This window comes from Brevundimonas sp., assembly GCF_036405315.1.
Taxonomy (GTDB): Bacteria; Pseudomonadota; Alphaproteobacteria; order Caulobacterales; family Caulobacteraceae; genus Brevundimonas.
Genome location: NZ_DASWXW010000119.1, coordinates 1 through 14,570, shown reverse-complemented (window position 1 = coordinate 14,570; position 14,570 = coordinate 1). Strand labels below are relative to the sequence as shown.

Here is a 14,570-nt window from a genome sequence, read left to right as displayed (position 1 = left end):
CGGCTTGGGCGCCGGGGCGAGCGCGGCGTCGGCCGGAGCAGCAGCCGGCGCCGGGGCGGGCTTGGGCGCCTCGACGGGCTTCGGAGCGGCAGCGGCCTTCGGCGCAGCAGCCTTCTTCGGCGCGGCGGGCTTGGCGGCGGCCGACTTGGTCGCAGTCTTGGCCGGGGCCGTCTCAGGCTTGGCGGCCTTCGGAGAAGCGGCGGTGGTCTTCACCGCAGCGGCTTTGGCGACCGGAGCCTTGGCGGCGGGTTTGGCGGCGGCCTTCGGGGCAGCCTTGGCGGCGGGTTTCGCAGCCGCCTTGGGTGTCGCCGCCTTCACAGCGGGCTTGGCCGCAGCCGCCTTGGGCGCGGCGGCTTTCGGGGCGGCCTTCGGTTTTGCAGCGGCCTTGGGCGCCGCAGCGCTCGACTTTGCCGCCGGTTTCGGCTTGGAAGCGGCAGGCGCCGCCTTCGGTGCAGCAGATTTCGACTCAGACGGTGCTTTAGCCATGGATACCCCGACCCCTAGATGGACACGGGCATTCCGTACGCCCGCACTCGTTGCGATTCGTCATAATAACGGTGTTTGAGAAATGTCCGAGTCCGCAGTTCAGGTGATCGCACGCGGCGATCGCGCCCCGGCCGAAGCCGCCGCCGCCGCCATCGACGCCGACCCCATGCTGGAAAACGCGACCTACTCGATCCTGGAAGAGGACGAGGACAAGGGCGTCTGGCGCATCGACGCCTTCCCGACGACGGACGAGGAAGCCGAGGGCGTCGCCGGGATCCTGCGCGCGACGCCAGGTCTGGAGGTCATCGTCGAGAAGCTGGCCGACGCCGATTGGCTGGCCATGAGCCTGTCCGGCCTGCCGCCGGTCGAGGCCGGGCGCTTCTTCGTCTATGGCGCCCACGACCAGGGCAAGATCCCCGAGGGGCGGGTCAATCTGAAGATCGACGCGGGCGCCGCCTTCGGCACCGGCCACCACGGCACGACCGTCGGCTGCCTGGAGGCCTTCGACAAACTGCTGGAGACCGAGAGCTTCGAGAAGGTGCTGGATGTGGGTTGCGGCACCGGCGTCCTGGCCATCGCGGCGGCCAGGACGGGCTCGCCCATCGCCGTGGGCACCGACATCGACGAGCCCTCGGCCCGCATCGCCAACGAGAACGCCCTGATCAACGACGCCAAGTGCGAGTTCTATTTCGCCGACGGCCTGAGCGATCCGCGCATCGCCCAGCACGCGCCCTATGACCTGGTCTTCGCCAACATCCTGGCCGCGCCGCTGGTCTTCCTGGCGCCCGAGATCGGCGCGGCGCTGAAGTCCGGCGGGGTGGCCATCCTGTCGGGCCTGCTGCGCACGCAGGAGGAGCGGGTGCTGGAAGCCTATCTGCCGCTGGGCTTCGTGGTCGAGCAGACCATCCACCATGATGCGTGGACGGCGCTGCAACTGCGCAAGAAGTAGTCGCGGCTTTCTCCCTCCCCATGAAGGGGAGGGAGATGTATGGAAGCGCCATGCGCCAGACATTCGACGAAACCACCGATCCGTCCTTCGGGGCGAAGCACCTGCCTCTGCTCCGCGCCGAGATGGCCAAGCAGGGCCTGGACGGCCTGCTGGTCCCGCACGAGGACGAGCATCAGAACGAATACCTGCCCGACGCCAGCGAGCGTCTGGCCTGGGTCAGCGGCTTCACCGGCTCGGCCGGGGCGGGCGTGGTGTTGATGGACAAGGCCGCGGTCTTCGTCGACGGGCGCTATACGGTTCAGGCCAAGGCCCAGACCGACCCGGCCCTGTTCGAGCGGGTCGAGCTGAACAAGCTGGCCGCCTGGCTGGAGGGTCTGAGCGCCGGTTCGGTCATCGGCTATGATCCGCGCCTGCACAGCCCGGACGCGCTGGCGACCCTGCGCGCGGCGGTCGAGAAGGCCGGGGCGACGCTGAAGGCCGTCGAGCCCAACCCCATCGACCTGGCCTGGGGCGACGCTCGTCCGGCCCAGCCGCAGGCGCCGGTCGTGCCGCACGAGGACACCTATACCGGCGAGAACGCCGCGTCGAAGCGCGCCCGCATCGGTCAGGCCATCGCCGCCAAGGGCGCGGACGTCGCCGTGCTGACGGCGCCGTCGTCGCTGGCCTGGCTGTTCAACATTCGCGGCGGCGACGTGATCCGCACGCCCCTGCCGCTGGGGCAGGCGGTGGTGAAGGCCGACGGCACGGCCAAGGTCTTCCTCGACCCGGCCAAGATCACCAATGAACTGCCCGGCTGGCTGGGCGACGCCGTGACGCTGGAGGCGCCCGAGGCTCTGCCCGCCGCCCTGGACGCCCTGTCGGGGCGCAAGGTGCTGATCGACCCGGCCGTGTCCTCGGCCTGGTATTTCGACCGTCTGGAAGCCGCCGGCGCCGCCATCGTGCGCGGCATGGACCCCTGCGCCCTGCCGCGCGCCCAGAAGAACGACGTCGAGATCGAGGGCAGCCGCCAGGCCCATATTCGCGACGGCGCGGCCCTGACCCGCTTCCTGCACTGGGTGGACACGGTCGCGCAGAAGAACCTGCCGGACGAGCGGGCGGTGGTCGAGGCGCTAGAAGGCTTCCGCGAGGCGACCGGGATGCTGAAGGACCTGTCGTTCGACACCATCGCCGGGGTCGGCCCGAACGGCGCCCTGCCGCACTACAAGCCGGTCGGGGCCAAGATCCGTCCGATGGAGGCGGGCAGCCTGCTGCTGGTGGACGGCGGCGGTCAGTATCTGGACGGGACCACGGACGTGACCCGCACCATGGCCATCGGCGAGGGCACGGCGGATCAGCGCCGCATGTTCACCCTGGTCTTGAAGGGTCATATCGCCATGGCGGTGATCCGCTTCCCGGTCGGGACGACGGGCCACCAGCTGGACGCGGTCGCGCGTCAGCCGCTGTGGAACGCGGGTTTCGACTTCGATCACGGCACCGGCCACGGCGTCGGCTCCTATCTGGGCGTGCACGAGGGGCCGCAGCGCATCGCCCCCTACGTCAACACCCAGCCGCTGCTGACCGGCATGATCCTGTCGAACGAGCCGGGTTACTATCGCGAAGGCGAGTGGGGCATCCGCATCGAGACCCTTCAGGTCGTGACGGCGCCGACGCCTGTTCCGGGCGGCGAGCGGCCGATGCACGGCTTTGAGCAACTGACCCTGGCGCCGCTGGATCGTCGTCTGATCGACGTGGCGCTGCTGACGGCGGACGAGCGGGCCTACGTCAACGCCTATCACGCCGAGGTTCTGGCCAAGGTCGGGCCTCTGTTGGCGGACGGCGTGCAGAAGGACGAGGCGGCGCTGGAATGGCTGAAGGCGCAGACGGCGCCGCTCTGATCGCATGATCGGCGCCATCGCCCTGCTGCTCGTCTGCCAACTGGCGGGCGAGGCCGTCCACCGGCTGACGGGCCTGCCCCTGCCGGGATCGGTGATCGGCATGGTGCTGCTGCTGGCCTGGCTGGCCTTCGTCCCGCGCGAGCGGCTGACGCTGACCCAGGTGACGGGCTGGCTGACGGCGCATCTGTCGATCATGTTCGTGCCGGCGGCTGTGGGCGTGATGGAGGAGGGGGCGATCCTGTCGCGCTATGGCCTTGGGATTGTCGTGGCCGTGGTGGTCTCGACCCTGCTGACCCTGGCTGTGACGGCCCTGGTGTTCCGCGCCGTGGCGGGGCGCGAGGCGCCGGACAGCGAAGGGGAGGCCGCGTCGTGAGCGATCTGATCGCGACGCCTCTGCTGTGGCTGGCGGCGACGCTGGTGGTGTTCGAGGCGGCCGATATCCTGTCGCGGCGCAGCGGGCGCCATCCCCTGTGCCATCCAGTGCTGCTGGCGACGCCGGTCCTGATCGGCGTCCTGCTGGCGACCAAGACGCCCTATGCGACCTATGCCGAGGCGACGCAGGTGCTGGGCTTCCTCTTGGGGCCGGCGGTGGTGGGGCTGGCCGTGCCGATCTGGGCGCAGCGGGCGACGATCCGGCGGCTGGCCAGGCCCCTGGCCTGCGCCCTGCTGGCCGGGGCCGTGACGGCCATCGTCAGCGCGGTGGGCATCGTTTGGCTGTTCGGCGCGCCGGTCGAGATCATGGCCTCCATCGCCCCGCGCGCCACGACCACGCCGGTCGGCATGGCGGTAGCCTCTCAGTTGGGCGGCGTGCCGGCCCTGGCGGCGGTGATCGTGCTGATGTCCGGCGTCATCGGGGCCATGACGGCCACGCCGCTGCTGAACCTGCTGAAGATCAGGGACTATCGGGCGCGAGGCTTCGCGGTCGGTGTCTCGGCGCACGGCTTCGGCGCGGCGCGGGCCTTTCAGGTGGACCAGACGGCGGGCGCCTTCGCCAGCCTGGGCATGGCGCTGAACGCGGTGGCGACGGCGGCGATCCTGTCGATCGTCGCCAGTCTGATCTGAGGCGTCTTCCTTGAAATAGGGCCATAAGGCGCCCATCTGGCGACGGCTGGCGGATGCGTCGCCAGCCCCCTCTCATCAGAAGGAGTGCGCTCATGAAGACGCGCAAGCTGGGTCCTGGCGGCCCTGAAGTCTCGGCCATCGGTCTGGGCTGCATGGGGATGAGCGCCTTTTACGGCGGCTCGAACGAGGGGCAGTCGATCGACGTGATCCACCGTGCGCTCGATCTGGGCGTGACCCTGTTCGATACGGCGGAAATCTATGGCCCTCACACCAATGAGCTGCTGCTGGGCCAGGCGCTGAAGGACCGGCGCGACCAGGCCTTCATCGCCACCAAGTTCGGCATCGGCTACAACGCCGACCGCACGGCGCTGGCCGTCGACGGCTCGCCCGCCAACGTCCGCCGCGCCATCGAGGGCAGCCTGAGCCGCCTCGGCGTCGATCACGTCGACCTCTATTATCTGCACCGCGTCGATCCCGACACGCCGATCGAGGAGACGGTCGGGGCGATGGCCGAACTGATCAAGGAGGGCAAGGTGCGCTTCCTCGGCCTGTCGGAAGCCGCGCCGGCCACGATCCGCAAGGCCCACGCCGTCCATCCGATCACGGCGCTGCAGACCGAATATTCGCTGTGGAGCCGCGAGCCGGAGGACGAGATCTTCGCCACGGTGCGCGAACTGGGCATCGGCTTTGTGCCCTACAGCCCGCTGGGGCGGGGCTTCCTGTCCGGCGAGATCAAGTCGATCGACGACCTGGCGGCCGACGACTTCCGCCGCTCGAACCCGCGCTTCATGGGAGAGAACTTCCAGAAGAACCTGGACCTGGTGGCGGCGGTCGACGCCATCGCCGCCGACAAGGGCGTGACGGCGGCGCAACTCGCCCTGGCCTGGGTGCTGGCCCAGGGCGAGGACCTGATCCCCATCCCCGGCACGCGCCGGATCGCGACGCTGGAACAGAACATCGCCGCGACCGAGATCAGCCTGACGCCGGACGACCTGGCGCGGATCGAGGCGGTCTTCCCCAAGGGCGCGGCGTCGGGCGAACGCTACGCCGCCTCGGGGCGGTCGGCGTTGAACCGCTGATGTGAAAACGCCTCCCTCGCGATCGTGGGGGAGGCGTCTTTCGTTCGGGCTGATGCCTCGACTACTGGACGCGGGTCCAGGTCTGGGTCTTGCACAGGGGGGCGACGATGCAGCCGCGCAGGCGCAGACTGTTGTCGTTCGTCATGGTGATCGTGCCGCGATAGGTGCCGCCGTCCGCCGGGTTATAGACTGAGCCGCCGCGCCATTCGGTCGGGCCGCCGGTGAAGCCGCTGAGCATGGGCAGGCCGCGCAGGGTGCGGTTGCGCTGGCTGGCGTCCTTGTTGTGTTCGTCGCGAGCGTTGGGCTCGGCGCGGATGTGGTTCGAGGTCACGAGCGTGCCGCACAAGGCCTGGCCGCAGCGGGCGATGCGGACCTGACCGCCGTTGGTCGGGGTCTGCCACAAGCCGGTCGGGTCGCTGGCCAGGGCGGGCGAGGCCAGGGCGGCGGCGGCGACAGCGGCGGCGGCCAGGACGGAGAACTTCATCGGGCGTATTCCTTCAGACGGACCGTTGAGCCGATCCTTTGCGTCAAAGGGTGATCCCGGTTTCGGTCCGAAACAAGGCCCAAATTTGTGACCTTCGCTCAATGATTACATGACCTTAGGTCAATATATGAGCGTGTTGCGCGTCTAAGCGACGGATTTGGGCGGCTTTTCCTCTCCATTCCACGGGGAGGTGGATCGGCGGCGAAGCCGACGAGACGGAGGGGGCGACTCAGCGTCATCCGTCTATGCCGCCCCCTCCACCGCTGCGCGGTCCCCTTCCCACAGAGCGGGGAGAAAAGAGATGCCTTATGCCGCGCGCGGACGACGCGGACGCGAGCCGGCGGAGGAGCAGGGGCTGTAGCCGGCGGCGTGGAGCCGTCCGAGGCTGATGCCCGTCGCCTTCGCCAGCGAAGCGGCGCAGGCGGCGTCGTGCATCCGCAGCGTCTCCAGCGCGACCGAGGCGCAGGCGAAGGCGTCTTCGGCGGCGTCGTGGTGTTTGAAGCGGACGCCCAGCTCGGCGCAGACGTTGTTCAGCTTGTGCGAGGCGAACTCCGGCCAGGTGATCTGGGCCAGCTTGACGGTGCAGAGGTAGTCGAACTCGGGATAGGCGAGGCCGTAGTGGTCGCAGGTCCCGCGAATGACGCTGACGTCGAAGGCGGCGTTGTGGGCCAGCACCGTCCGGCCCTCAAGGCGCGGGGCGATGGCGGCCAGCACCGCCGGGAACTCCTCGGCGTCCTCGACCTGTTCCGGGCCGATGCCGTGGAAGGCGATGTTGAAGCTGGCGAAGCGCATGTCCGGCGGGCGGATGTAGTGGTGCTCGACGGCCTCGATGACGCCGTCGTTGATCCAGGCGAGGCCGATCGAGCAGGGGCTGGACCTCTGCTCGTTGGCGGTTTCGAAGTCGATGGCGACGGCGTGCATCAGGCGATCATAGTCTAGGCGATCAGGGCCAGCCATTCGTCTTCGGTCAGGACGGTCACGCCGTGCTTCTCGGCGTCCTTCAGCTTGGACCCGGCGCCCGGACCGGCGACGACGTAGTCGGTCTTTTTCGACACCGAGCCCGAGACCTTGGCGCCCAGGCTTTCGGCGCGGGCCTTGGCTTCGTCGCGGGTGAAGCGTTCCAGAGAGCCGGTGAAGACCACGGTCTTGCCCGCCACGGGGCTGTCGGTCGTGGGGGCGGCGACGTCCTCGACCGCGTCCAGTTCGGCCAGCAGGGCGTCCATGACGGCCTGGTTGTGCGGCTCGTGGAAGAAGTGGGCGAGGGCCTCGGCGGCGACCGGCCCGACGCCGGAGACGCCCGCGATCTGGTTGAGGATCTCGGACGGGCCTTCGTTGCGCGCCACGCCCGCCCAACGGGTCAGGTCGGACCAGCCGCCGGAGATCTCGGCCAGCGAGCGGCGGGCGGGGGCGGCCATGCCGGGGAAGGCGAGGGCGATCTTCTGATCCATCGGCGCTTCCGGCCAGGGATCCTCGGCGGGCGGCGCCGCCTCGGCCATCAGGCTGAGGACGCGCGGCGAGATGGCGTGGGCGGCGGCCAGGGCCTTCCAGTCGTCGGTGGGCAGACCGTTCGAGGCGGCCATGCAGGCGTCGCGGAAGGCGGTCCAACTGCCGAAGGCGCGCGACAGGACCAGCGAGGTCTGCTCGCCGATCTCGGGCACGCCGAGGCCGTAGATCAGGCGGTCGAGGCTGATGGTCCGCCGCGCATTGATTCCGGCGACCAGATTGCCGACGCTGACTTCGCCATAGCCGTCCTCGGCGCGCAGCAGGGCCAGCTTCTCCTCGTCGCGGGCCAGGCGGAAGATGTCCGCCGGCTCCTTGATCCAGCCGCGCGCGTGGAAGGCGGTCAGATGTTTTTCTCCAAGCCCTTCAATGTCGAATGCGCGACGGCTGACGAAGTGCTTTAACCGTTCCACGATCTGGGCGTCGCAGATCAGGCCGCCGGTGCAGCGGCGTTTGACCTCGTCGCCCTCGCGCACGGCCTCCGATCCGCAGACCGGGCAGACGTGGGGGAAGGCGAAGGGGATGGCGTCAGCGGGGCGCAGGTTTTCGACCACGCCGACGATCTGGGGGATGACGTCGCCGGCGCGTTGCAGGATGACGGTGTCGCCGATGCGCACGTCCTTGCGGGCGATCTCGTCTTCATTGTGCAAGGTGGCGTTGCGCACCACGACGCCGCCGACGGTGACGGGGTGCAGACGGGCCACGGGGGTCAGAGAGCCGGTGCGGCCGACCTGAATGTCGATGCCTTCCAGAACCGTCGTCGCCTGTTGCGCCGGGAACTTGTGGGCGATGGCCCAGCGGGGGCTTCTGGCGATGAAGCCGAGGCGCTGCTGCCAGTCCAGGCGGTCGACCTTGTAGACCACGCCGTCGATGTCGTAGCCGAGGCCGCTGCGGTCGGTCTCCAGCCCGCGATAGACCGCGATCAGACCCTCGGCGCCGATCACCTGGCTCGACCGTTCGTTGACCTGGAAGCCCCAGGCGCGGAAGGCCTCCAGCGCGCCGTGTTGGGTTTCGGCGAAGGGGGCGGAGGTCTCGCCCCAGGCGTAGGCGAAGAAGGTCAGGGGGCGCTGGGCCGTGATCTTCGGGTCCTTCTGACGCAGCGAGCCGGCGGCGAAGTTGCGCGGGTTGGCGTAGGTGCGGCGGCCCTCGGCTTCGGCCGCCGCGTTGAAGGCGTCGAAGGCGTCGTTGGGCGCATAGACCTCGCCCCGGATCTCGATGACGTCGGGCCAGCCGGACCCGGTCAGGGTCTGGGGGATGCTCTTGAGCGTGCGCAGGTTGGCGGTCACGTCCTCGCCGGTCTTGCCGTCGCCGCGCGTGGCGCCCTGGACCAGGACGCCCTTTTCATAGCGCAGGCTGGCCGACAGGCCGTCGATCTTGGGCTCGGCGACGAAGGCGATGGGCTCGTCGCCTGGCAGCTTGAGGAAGCGGGCGATGCGGGCGACGAAGTCGCGCACCTCGCCCTCGTCGAAGGCGTTGTCCAGCGACAGCATGGGCACGCCGTGGCGGACCTCGGCGAACTGGGCCGAGACGGGGGCGCCGACCCGCTGCGACGGGGAAACGGGGCTGGTCAGGGCGGGAAAGGCGGCCTCGATGGCCAGGGCGCGGCGCTTCAGCTCGTCGTAGTCGGCGTCGGAAATCTCGGGCGCGGCGTCAGCGTAGTAGAGAGCGTCGTGGCGGGCCAGTTCGGCCGACAGGCGCGCCAACTCCTCGCGGGCCTGGTCTTCGGTCAGGATTTCGACGGGGGTTTCAAACATGGGAATCGCGCGGCCAGCCTCGTTAGCCCGGCTGTTTAGCACCGGCTGCGGCGGGATCGCAGCGTCCATGACAGAAACGTAATCTGACGCCGGACCCGACGCCCGCTAGCGTCCCGCCGACCCACCTGCCCGGAGCCCTCCATGCGTCCCGTTTTCGCCAGCCTGTCCGTGATCGCCGCCGCCCTGACGCTGGCCGCCTGCGAGACCATGACGCCCGCAGCGACCGAGACGCCGGTCGCGGCTGCCGTCGATTACACGCAGATGATGGACGACCTGCGCATCCTGTCGGCGGACGACATGCAGGGGCGCGACACGGGATCGGAAGGCGGGGCCAAGGCGCGCGAATACATCGTCGGCCGGCTGGAGGCGCTGGGGGTCCAGCCGTCGTCGATGGGGCGGTTGCAGCCGTGGGAGATGCAGGGCCGCACGCGCGAGGGCGTGAAGACCTTCAACGGGACCAACATCATCGGCGTCATTCCCGGCACCCGCGTGGCCGACAAATACATCGTGGTGACGGCTCACTACGACCACGTCGGGGTCAACAACGGCCAGATCTACAACGGCGCCGACGACAACGCCTCGGGCGTGGCGACCATGCTGGAGCTGGCCAGGCGGCTGAAGGCCAATCCGCCCGAGCACAGCGTCCTGATCGTCGCCCTGGACGGCGAGGAGCGCAGCCTGCTGGGCGCCAAGCACTTCGTCGAGGCGCCGCCGGTGCCTCTGTCGTCGATCGCGATGAACCTGAACTTCGACATGACGGCGCGGGCTGACAGCGACGGCAAGCTGTGGGTCACGGGCACTTATCAGCATCCCTATTTCCGCCCGGTGCTGGAGCGGATCGCGCCGCGCGGGACCGTGTCCCTGGCCTTTGGCAAGGACACGCCCGAGGACAAGGGCGCCGACAACTGGGTCGAGGCGTCCGACCACGCCGCCTTCCACCGCGCGGGCCTGCCCTTCCTCTATTTCGGCGTGAACTATCATGCCGATTATCACCGCCCGACGGACGACTTCGACAAGGTGGTTCCGGCCACCTTCCAGTCCTCGACCGAGCTGGCGATCGAAGGCTTCCGCGCCCTGGATCAGTGGCTGGATCAGTGAAGTTTGCGAGCGCGAAACGCTCGCAAACATAGGCCTTGAAACCGCCTTCGGAGCGGCGTTCTGTCGCAGCCTCATCAGTCGAGGAAATACGGATGTCGGCGGTTCAGGGGTTTGATCTTCAAAGGGTGCAGAAGCTGCGCAAGCTGGCGCTGCTGGTCGGCATCGTCGCCGTGGTGGCCCTGGCCTTCTTCACGCGCTCGGTGGGCGGCGAGACCGCCCTGCACGAGGGGCTAGAAGCGTTCGGCCTGGCGCTGATCGCCGTCTGCATCGTCGGGCGGGCCTGGTGCTCGCTCTATATAGGCGGGCGCAAGAAGGCCGAGATCGTCGATCGCGGGCCTTACTCGATCAGCCGCAATCCGCTCTATGTCTTCAGCTTCATGGGGGCCTTCGGCGTGGGCGCGCAGACGGGCAGCGTGACGCTGGCGTCGGTTTTCCTGCTGCTGACCGTCGCCGTCTTCTACGCCACGGTGAAGCGCGAGGAGGCCTGGCTGACGGGCGCCTTCGGCCAGACCTATCTGGACTATTGCGCGCGGACGCCGCGCTTCGGGCCTGACTTCTCCAAGTGGCGCGACGCGGAAACGCTGGACGTGCGGCCGCGCTTCTTCCTGACGACCCTGCGCGACGGCCTGGTCTTCTTGCTGGCCGTGCCCCTGTTCGAGTCGGTCGAGAAGTTGCAGGACATCGGCTGGCTGTCGGCCCTGATCCGTCTGCCGTGAGCCGGGTTCGATTCGCCGCCGTTGCGGCCCTGACCGGACTGCTGTCGCTGGCGGCCTGTGATCGAGCGGCGCAGTCGCCTGAGGCCGCGTCGGCGTCGAAGGCCGCGGCCTTCAAGCATGACCTGCCCGAGGACGTGTCCGGCTACTACCTGCCGACCGAGGAGGTGCGGATCGACAACTGGCGTCTGCACCACGTCTTCATGGGTCAGGTCCCCGACTTCATCGCCTGGCAGGGCGGCGAGCGCCCGGCGGGCTTTGCGCCGGTGATGATCGAGTTCGAAGACATGGTCGGCCCGCCGCAGGAGAATGGGAACCGGCGTCGGCTGCGGCTGATTCCGGCGGCCTATGACGTGACCGAGAGCCGGGTGCGGGTTCAGGCCCTGTCGGGCGGGCTGGGCGCGGTGTCGTTCGATGGAAGGCTCGACCAGGGCGCGCTGGCGACGGCGCGGCGCAATCTGGGAGACAGGGGCGTCGTCCTGACGGGGACGCTCAAGGTCGGAAACCGGACCTTTGACAACGTAGCGATGCGGTGGTGGGCGGGGGACTGAGGTCCGAACCCCTTTCCTCCCCACTTGTGGGGAGGGGGGACCACGAAGTGGTGGAGGGGGCGGCGCAAACAACTGGCGTCGAGACGCCCCCTCCGTCACGGCGCTGCGCGCCGCGCCACCTCCCCATCGCTGCGCGACAGGGAGGAGAAATCGTTTAGGCGACGGTCGCCTTGACGATCTTGCCCGGAGCGCGCGGCGGCTCGCCCTTGGGCAGGGCGTCGACGTGTTCCATGCCTTCGATCACTTCGCCCCAGACCGTGTACTGGCGGTCCAGGAACCGGGCGTCGTCGAAGCAGATGAAGAACTGCGAGTTGGCGCTGTTCGGGTCCGAGGTGCGGGCCATCGAGCAGACGCCGCGGACGTGCGGCTCGGCGCTGAACTCAGCCTTCAGGTTCGGCTTCTTCGAGCCCGAGGTGCCGGTGCCGGTCGGATCGCCGCCCTGGGCCATGAAGCCCGGAATGACGCGGTGGAAGACGACGCCGTCATAGAAGCCTTCCGAGGCCAGTTCGGTGATGCGCTCGACGTGGCCGGGGGCCAGGTCGGGGCGCAGCTTGATCACGACGTTGCGCTCTTCGCCGTCGCCGGTGTCCAGGGTGAAGGTCAGGGTTTGGTCGGCCATCAGGCTCTCCTTGGGTGTGTGCGGGCTAGAATTGTGCGCGGGTCATAGCGGCTGAACGCTGTCACGGCTATGTGGGAAGCATGACTGACGACGAAAAGCCCTCCGACAAGCCGCCGGAACGCCGCCGGATGGTGCGGCCGCCCACGGGCGGCACCGCCGCCGGGCGCGGCATGGGCCAGAAGATCAAGACCGCCGACAAGAAGACCCTGTCCAGCCAGGCCTGGATCAAGCGGCAGTTGTCGGACAAGTGGTCCGAGCGCGCGCGGGCCGAGGGCTGGCGCAGCCGCGCGGCCTTCAAACTGCTGGAGATCGACGACCGATTCCGTTTGATCAAGAAGGGCTCGCGGGTCATCGACCTAGGCGCGGCGCCGGGCGGATGGATCCAGGTGGCCCTGGATCGCGGAGCGACGGCGGTGGCGGGCGTGGATCTGTTGATGATCGAACCGATTCCCGGCGCGACTCTGATTCAGGCCGACTTCACCCATCCGGGCGTGGACCAGCAACTGATCGACGCCATTGGCGGACGGCCCGACTTGGTGCTGTCCGACATGGCGCACAATACGGTCGGCCACCGTCAGACGGACCACCTGAAGATCATCGCCCTGATCGAGATCGCCGCCGACTTCGCCATCCGCACGCTGAAGCCGGGCGGGGCCTTCGTCTCCAAGAACTTCCAGGGCGGCGACGCCGGCGGGGTTCTGGCGCGGCTGCGCGAGGAGTTCGAGACGGTGAAATACGTGAAGCCGGAATCGAGCCGCAAGGGCAGCGCCGAGGTCTTCCTGGTGGCGCTGAACAAGAAGTAGGGCAGGGGATCTGTGCTCAATCCTCCACCGCTGCGCAGGGGAGGATGTTCAGGCGGCCGCCGCTTCCGCCGCACGGCGGGCCTTGTTCGCTTCGATGCGCGTCCAGATGCGGTCGTGCAGGGTGAAGAAGACCGTCTGGACCAGGGGCTCGACCGTGCCGATGGCCAGGGCGATGCGCCAGTCGCGCGTCAGGGCGAAGGCGACCAGCACCGCCACGGCGAAGTGCATGACGCCATAGGTCACGGTCTTCAGCGCCACCTGTTTCAGGCTGCGGGGCAGGGCGTGGCTGTGGCCGTGATGGCCGTGGTGGTTGTGCGCCCGGTTCTGCTCGTGGGCGTCCATCAGCTCCAGACGGGCGGTGACGGCCTCGGCGGTTTCCTCGAAGCCGGACAGCATCCGACGTTGCTCGACCCGGTGCCAGACGCGGTCGTGGAGCGAATAGGCCAGGGTCTGGACGATCGGCTCGACCACCCCGACCGCCAGGGCGATGCGCCAGTCGCGGGTCAGGGCGAAGGCCGTCAGGACGGCCACGATCAGGTGCATGAGGCCATAGCTCGCGATCTTGAGCGCGAGGCGGCGTGCGGTGCTGATCAATATGCGAACCATTCGCAGTACTTGGGTCCGAACGCCTCGGGGCGCAAGGCAATTCCTCTTATTCCCTGCATAGGTCCGTCTTGGGGTTGCGGTTCCCCGGGATGGGGCGTTATACGCGGCCCGCAAAACGGAGACTCCCTATGGAGATACGCGAAGGCCTCACCTTCGACGATGTTTTGCTCGAACCCGGCCCGTCCGAGATCATGCCAGCGATGGCGGATGTCTCGACCCAGCTGACGCGCAACATCAAACTGAACATCCCGCTGCTGTCGTCCGCCATGGACACGGTGACGGAAAGCCGTCTGGCCATCGCCATGGCCCAGGCCGGCGGTCTGGGCGTGCTTCACCGCAACATGACCATCGAGGAGCAGGCTGAGCAGGTCCGCACCGTCAAACGCTACGAAAGCGGCATGGTCATCAACCCGGTGACGGTCTCGCCCGACACGACCCTGGGCGAGGTTCGCCAGATCGTCGAACGCAAGAAGATCACGGGCTTCCCGGTGGTCGATCCGGCGACGGGCAAGCTGGTCGGCATGCTGACCAACCGCGACATGCGCTTCGAGAGCGATCCGTCGATCAAGGCCTCGGCCCTGATGACCACGGGCGACCTGATCACCGTGCGCGAAGGCGCCGGCCGGGACGAGGCGCGCAACCTGCTGCGCACCCGCAAGATCGAACGCGTCATCGTCGTCGACGAGGACTATCGCGCGGTCGGCCTGATCACGATGAAGGACATCGAGAAGGCCCACGCCTTCCCGAACGCCGCCAAGGACGAGCAGGGCCGCCTGCTGGTCGGCGCCGCATCCACGGTCGGCGACGCCGGCTATGAGCGCGCCATGGCTCTGGCCGAAGCCGGCTGCGATGTGGTGGTGATCGACACCGCCCACGGCCACTCGGCCTCGGTGGCCCAGGTGGTCGAGCGCATCAAGCGCGAGAACAACCGTCTGCAGATCATCGCCGGCAACGTCGCCACCTATGACGCCACCCGCGCCCTGATCGACGCG

At 68.6% G+C, this 14,570-nt stretch carries 16 protein-coding genes; 10 read left to right on the top strand and 6 right to left on the bottom strand.

Annotated features, from left to right (window positions below; translation table 11 throughout):
* The coding region (locus VGE49_RS06995) for a hypothetical protein (RefSeq protein WP_331033843.1) at nucleotides 1–486 on the bottom strand (486 nt) is incomplete at its 3' end.
* Nucleotides 487–568: 82 nt separating this feature from the next.
* Here VGE49_RS06995 and VGE49_RS06990 point away from each other — a divergent pair.
* The 5 genes from VGE49_RS06990 to VGE49_RS06970 all read left to right on the top strand — a co-directional run bounded on the left by VGE49_RS06990 (nucleotide 569) and on the right by VGE49_RS06970 (nucleotide 5,450).
* Nucleotides 569–1,435: a 50S ribosomal protein L11 methyltransferase gene (locus tag VGE49_RS06990; RefSeq protein WP_331033842.1), complete on the top strand. Its 867-nt coding sequence runs from the start codon at nucleotides 569–571 to the stop codon at nucleotides 1,433–1,435.
* Nucleotides 1,436–1,485: 50 nt separating this feature from the next.
* The gene (locus tag VGE49_RS06985; protein WP_331033841.1) at nucleotides 1,486–3,309 is read left to right on the top strand and encodes an aminopeptidase P family protein; all 1,824 of its coding nucleotides are present in this window, start codon (nucleotides 1,486–1,488) and stop codon (nucleotides 3,307–3,309) included.
* A 4-nt stretch (nucleotides 3,310–3,313) separates the two neighbouring features.
* Nucleotides 3,314–3,682, top strand: coding sequence for a CidA/LrgA family protein (locus VGE49_RS06980; RefSeq protein WP_331033840.1), 369 nt, complete (start codon nucleotides 3,314–3,316; stop codon nucleotides 3,680–3,682).
* A complete protein-coding gene (locus VGE49_RS06975) occupies nucleotides 3,679–4,371 on the top strand; it encodes an LrgB family protein (RefSeq protein ID WP_331033839.1) in 693 nt (230 codons plus the stop codon). The genes VGE49_RS06980 and VGE49_RS06975 overlap by 4 nt, the downstream gene beginning before the upstream one ends.
* A gap of 92 nt (nucleotides 4,372–4,463) precedes the next feature.
* Nucleotides 4,464–5,450 (top strand): aldo/keto reductase, encoded by a 987-nt coding sequence (locus VGE49_RS06970; protein WP_331033838.1) that lies wholly within the window; start codon nucleotides 4,464–4,466, stop codon nucleotides 5,448–5,450.
* A 61-nt stretch (nucleotides 5,451–5,511) separates the two neighbouring features.
* On the opposite strand, the gene VGE49_RS06965 is transcribed toward VGE49_RS06970, so the two are convergent.
* The 3 genes from VGE49_RS06965 to ligA all read right to left on the bottom strand — a co-directional run bounded on the left by VGE49_RS06965 (nucleotide 5,512) and on the right by ligA (nucleotide 9,188).
* A complete protein-coding gene (locus VGE49_RS06965) occupies nucleotides 5,512–5,934 on the bottom strand; it encodes a DUF2147 domain-containing protein (protein WP_331033837.1) in 423 nt (140 codons plus the stop codon).
* A 306-nt stretch (nucleotides 5,935–6,240) separates the two neighbouring features.
* Nucleotides 6,241–6,855 (bottom strand): 3'-5' exonuclease, encoded by a 615-nt coding sequence (locus VGE49_RS06960; protein ID WP_331033836.1) that lies wholly within the window; start codon nucleotides 6,853–6,855, stop codon nucleotides 6,241–6,243.
* A 14-nt stretch (nucleotides 6,856–6,869) separates the two neighbouring features.
* Nucleotides 6,870–9,188: an NAD-dependent DNA ligase LigA gene (ligA, locus tag VGE49_RS06955; protein ID WP_331033835.1), complete on the bottom strand. Its 2,319-nt coding sequence runs from the start codon at nucleotides 9,186–9,188 to the stop codon at nucleotides 6,870–6,872.
* A gap of 141 nt (nucleotides 9,189–9,329) precedes the next feature.
* Here ligA and VGE49_RS06950 point away from each other — a divergent pair, with 141 nt between their 5' ends.
* From VGE49_RS06950 to VGE49_RS06940, 3 genes are all read left to right on the top strand, one after another.
* Nucleotides 9,330–10,286, top strand: coding sequence for a M28 family peptidase (locus VGE49_RS06950; RefSeq protein WP_331033834.1), 957 nt, complete (start codon nucleotides 9,330–9,332; stop codon nucleotides 10,284–10,286).
* A gap of 92 nt (nucleotides 10,287–10,378) precedes the next feature.
* The gene (locus VGE49_RS06945) at nucleotides 10,379–11,002 is read left to right on the top strand and encodes a methyltransferase family protein (RefSeq protein ID WP_331033833.1); all 624 of its coding nucleotides are present in this window, start codon (nucleotides 10,379–10,381) and stop codon (nucleotides 11,000–11,002) included.
* On the top strand, nucleotides 10,999–11,550 hold the full coding sequence (locus tag VGE49_RS06940) for a hypothetical protein (protein WP_331033832.1): 552 nt from the start codon (nucleotides 10,999–11,001) through the stop codon (nucleotides 11,548–11,550). The genes VGE49_RS06945 and VGE49_RS06940 overlap by 4 nt, the downstream gene beginning before the upstream one ends.
* A gap of 154 nt (nucleotides 11,551–11,704) precedes the next feature.
* Here the strand turns inward: VGE49_RS06940 and VGE49_RS06935 are convergent, their stop codons facing one another.
* On the bottom strand, nucleotides 11,705–12,169 hold the full coding sequence (locus VGE49_RS06935; protein ID WP_331033831.1) for a peptidylprolyl isomerase: 465 nt from the start codon (nucleotides 12,167–12,169) through the stop codon (nucleotides 11,705–11,707).
* An 80-nt stretch (nucleotides 12,170–12,249) separates the two neighbouring features.
* On the opposite strand from VGE49_RS06935, the gene VGE49_RS06930 reads away from it, so the two are divergent.
* The gene (locus tag VGE49_RS06930) at nucleotides 12,250–12,972 is read left to right on the top strand and encodes an RlmE family RNA methyltransferase (protein ID WP_331033830.1); all 723 of its coding nucleotides are present in this window, start codon (nucleotides 12,250–12,252) and stop codon (nucleotides 12,970–12,972) included.
* Nucleotides 12,973–13,020: 48 nt separating this feature from the next.
* Here the strand turns inward: VGE49_RS06930 and VGE49_RS06925 are convergent, their stop codons facing one another.
* The gene (locus VGE49_RS06925; protein WP_331033829.1) at nucleotides 13,021–13,566 is read right to left on the bottom strand and encodes a DUF2061 domain-containing protein; all 546 of its coding nucleotides are present in this window, start codon (nucleotides 13,564–13,566) and stop codon (nucleotides 13,021–13,023) included.
* A gap of 140 nt (nucleotides 13,567–13,706) precedes the next feature.
* Between VGE49_RS06925 and guaB the strand changes: the two genes are divergently transcribed.
* Nucleotides 13,707–14,570, top strand: an 864-nt coding sequence (guaB, locus tag VGE49_RS06920; RefSeq protein ID WP_331033828.1) for an IMP dehydrogenase, incomplete at its 3' end; no start/stop codon positions are given.

Bases quoted from the DNA above. Each gene is read 5' to 3' on its own strand.
- VGE49_RS06990 (WP_331033842.1), top strand. From the start codon at position 569: ATGTCCGAGTCCGCAGTTCAGGTGATCGCACGCGGCGATCGCGCCCCG.
- VGE49_RS06985 (WP_331033841.1), top strand. From the start codon at position 1,486: ATGCGCCAGACATTCGACGAAACCACCGATCCGTCCTTCGGGGCGAAG.
- VGE49_RS06980 (WP_331033840.1), top strand. From the start codon at position 3,314: ATGATCGGCGCCATCGCCCTGCTGCTCGTCTGCCAACTGGCGGGCGAG.
- VGE49_RS06970 (WP_331033838.1), top strand. From the start codon at position 4,464: ATGAAGACGCGCAAGCTGGGTCCTGGCGGCCCTGAAGTCTCGGCCATC.
- VGE49_RS06965 (WP_331033837.1), bottom strand. From the start codon at position 5,934: ATGAAGTTCTCCGTCCTGGCCGCCGCCGCTGTCGCCGCCGCCGCCCTG.
- VGE49_RS06960 (WP_331033836.1), bottom strand. From the start codon at position 6,855: ATGCACGCCGTCGCCATCGACTTCGAAACCGCCAACGAGCAGAGGTCC.
- ligA (WP_331033835.1), bottom strand. From the start codon at position 9,188: ATGTTTGAAACCCCCGTCGAAATCCTGACCGAAGACCAGGCCCGCGAG.
- VGE49_RS06950 (WP_331033834.1), top strand. From the start codon at position 9,330: ATGCGTCCCGTTTTCGCCAGCCTGTCCGTGATCGCCGCCGCCCTGACG.
- VGE49_RS06945 (WP_331033833.1), top strand. From the start codon at position 10,379: ATGTCGGCGGTTCAGGGGTTTGATCTTCAAAGGGTGCAGAAGCTGCGC.
- VGE49_RS06935 (WP_331033831.1), bottom strand. From the start codon at position 12,169: ATGGCCGACCAAACCCTGACCTTCACCCTGGACACCGGCGACGGCGAA.
- VGE49_RS06930 (WP_331033830.1), top strand. From the start codon at position 12,250: ATGACTGACGACGAAAAGCCCTCCGACAAGCCGCCGGAACGCCGCCGG.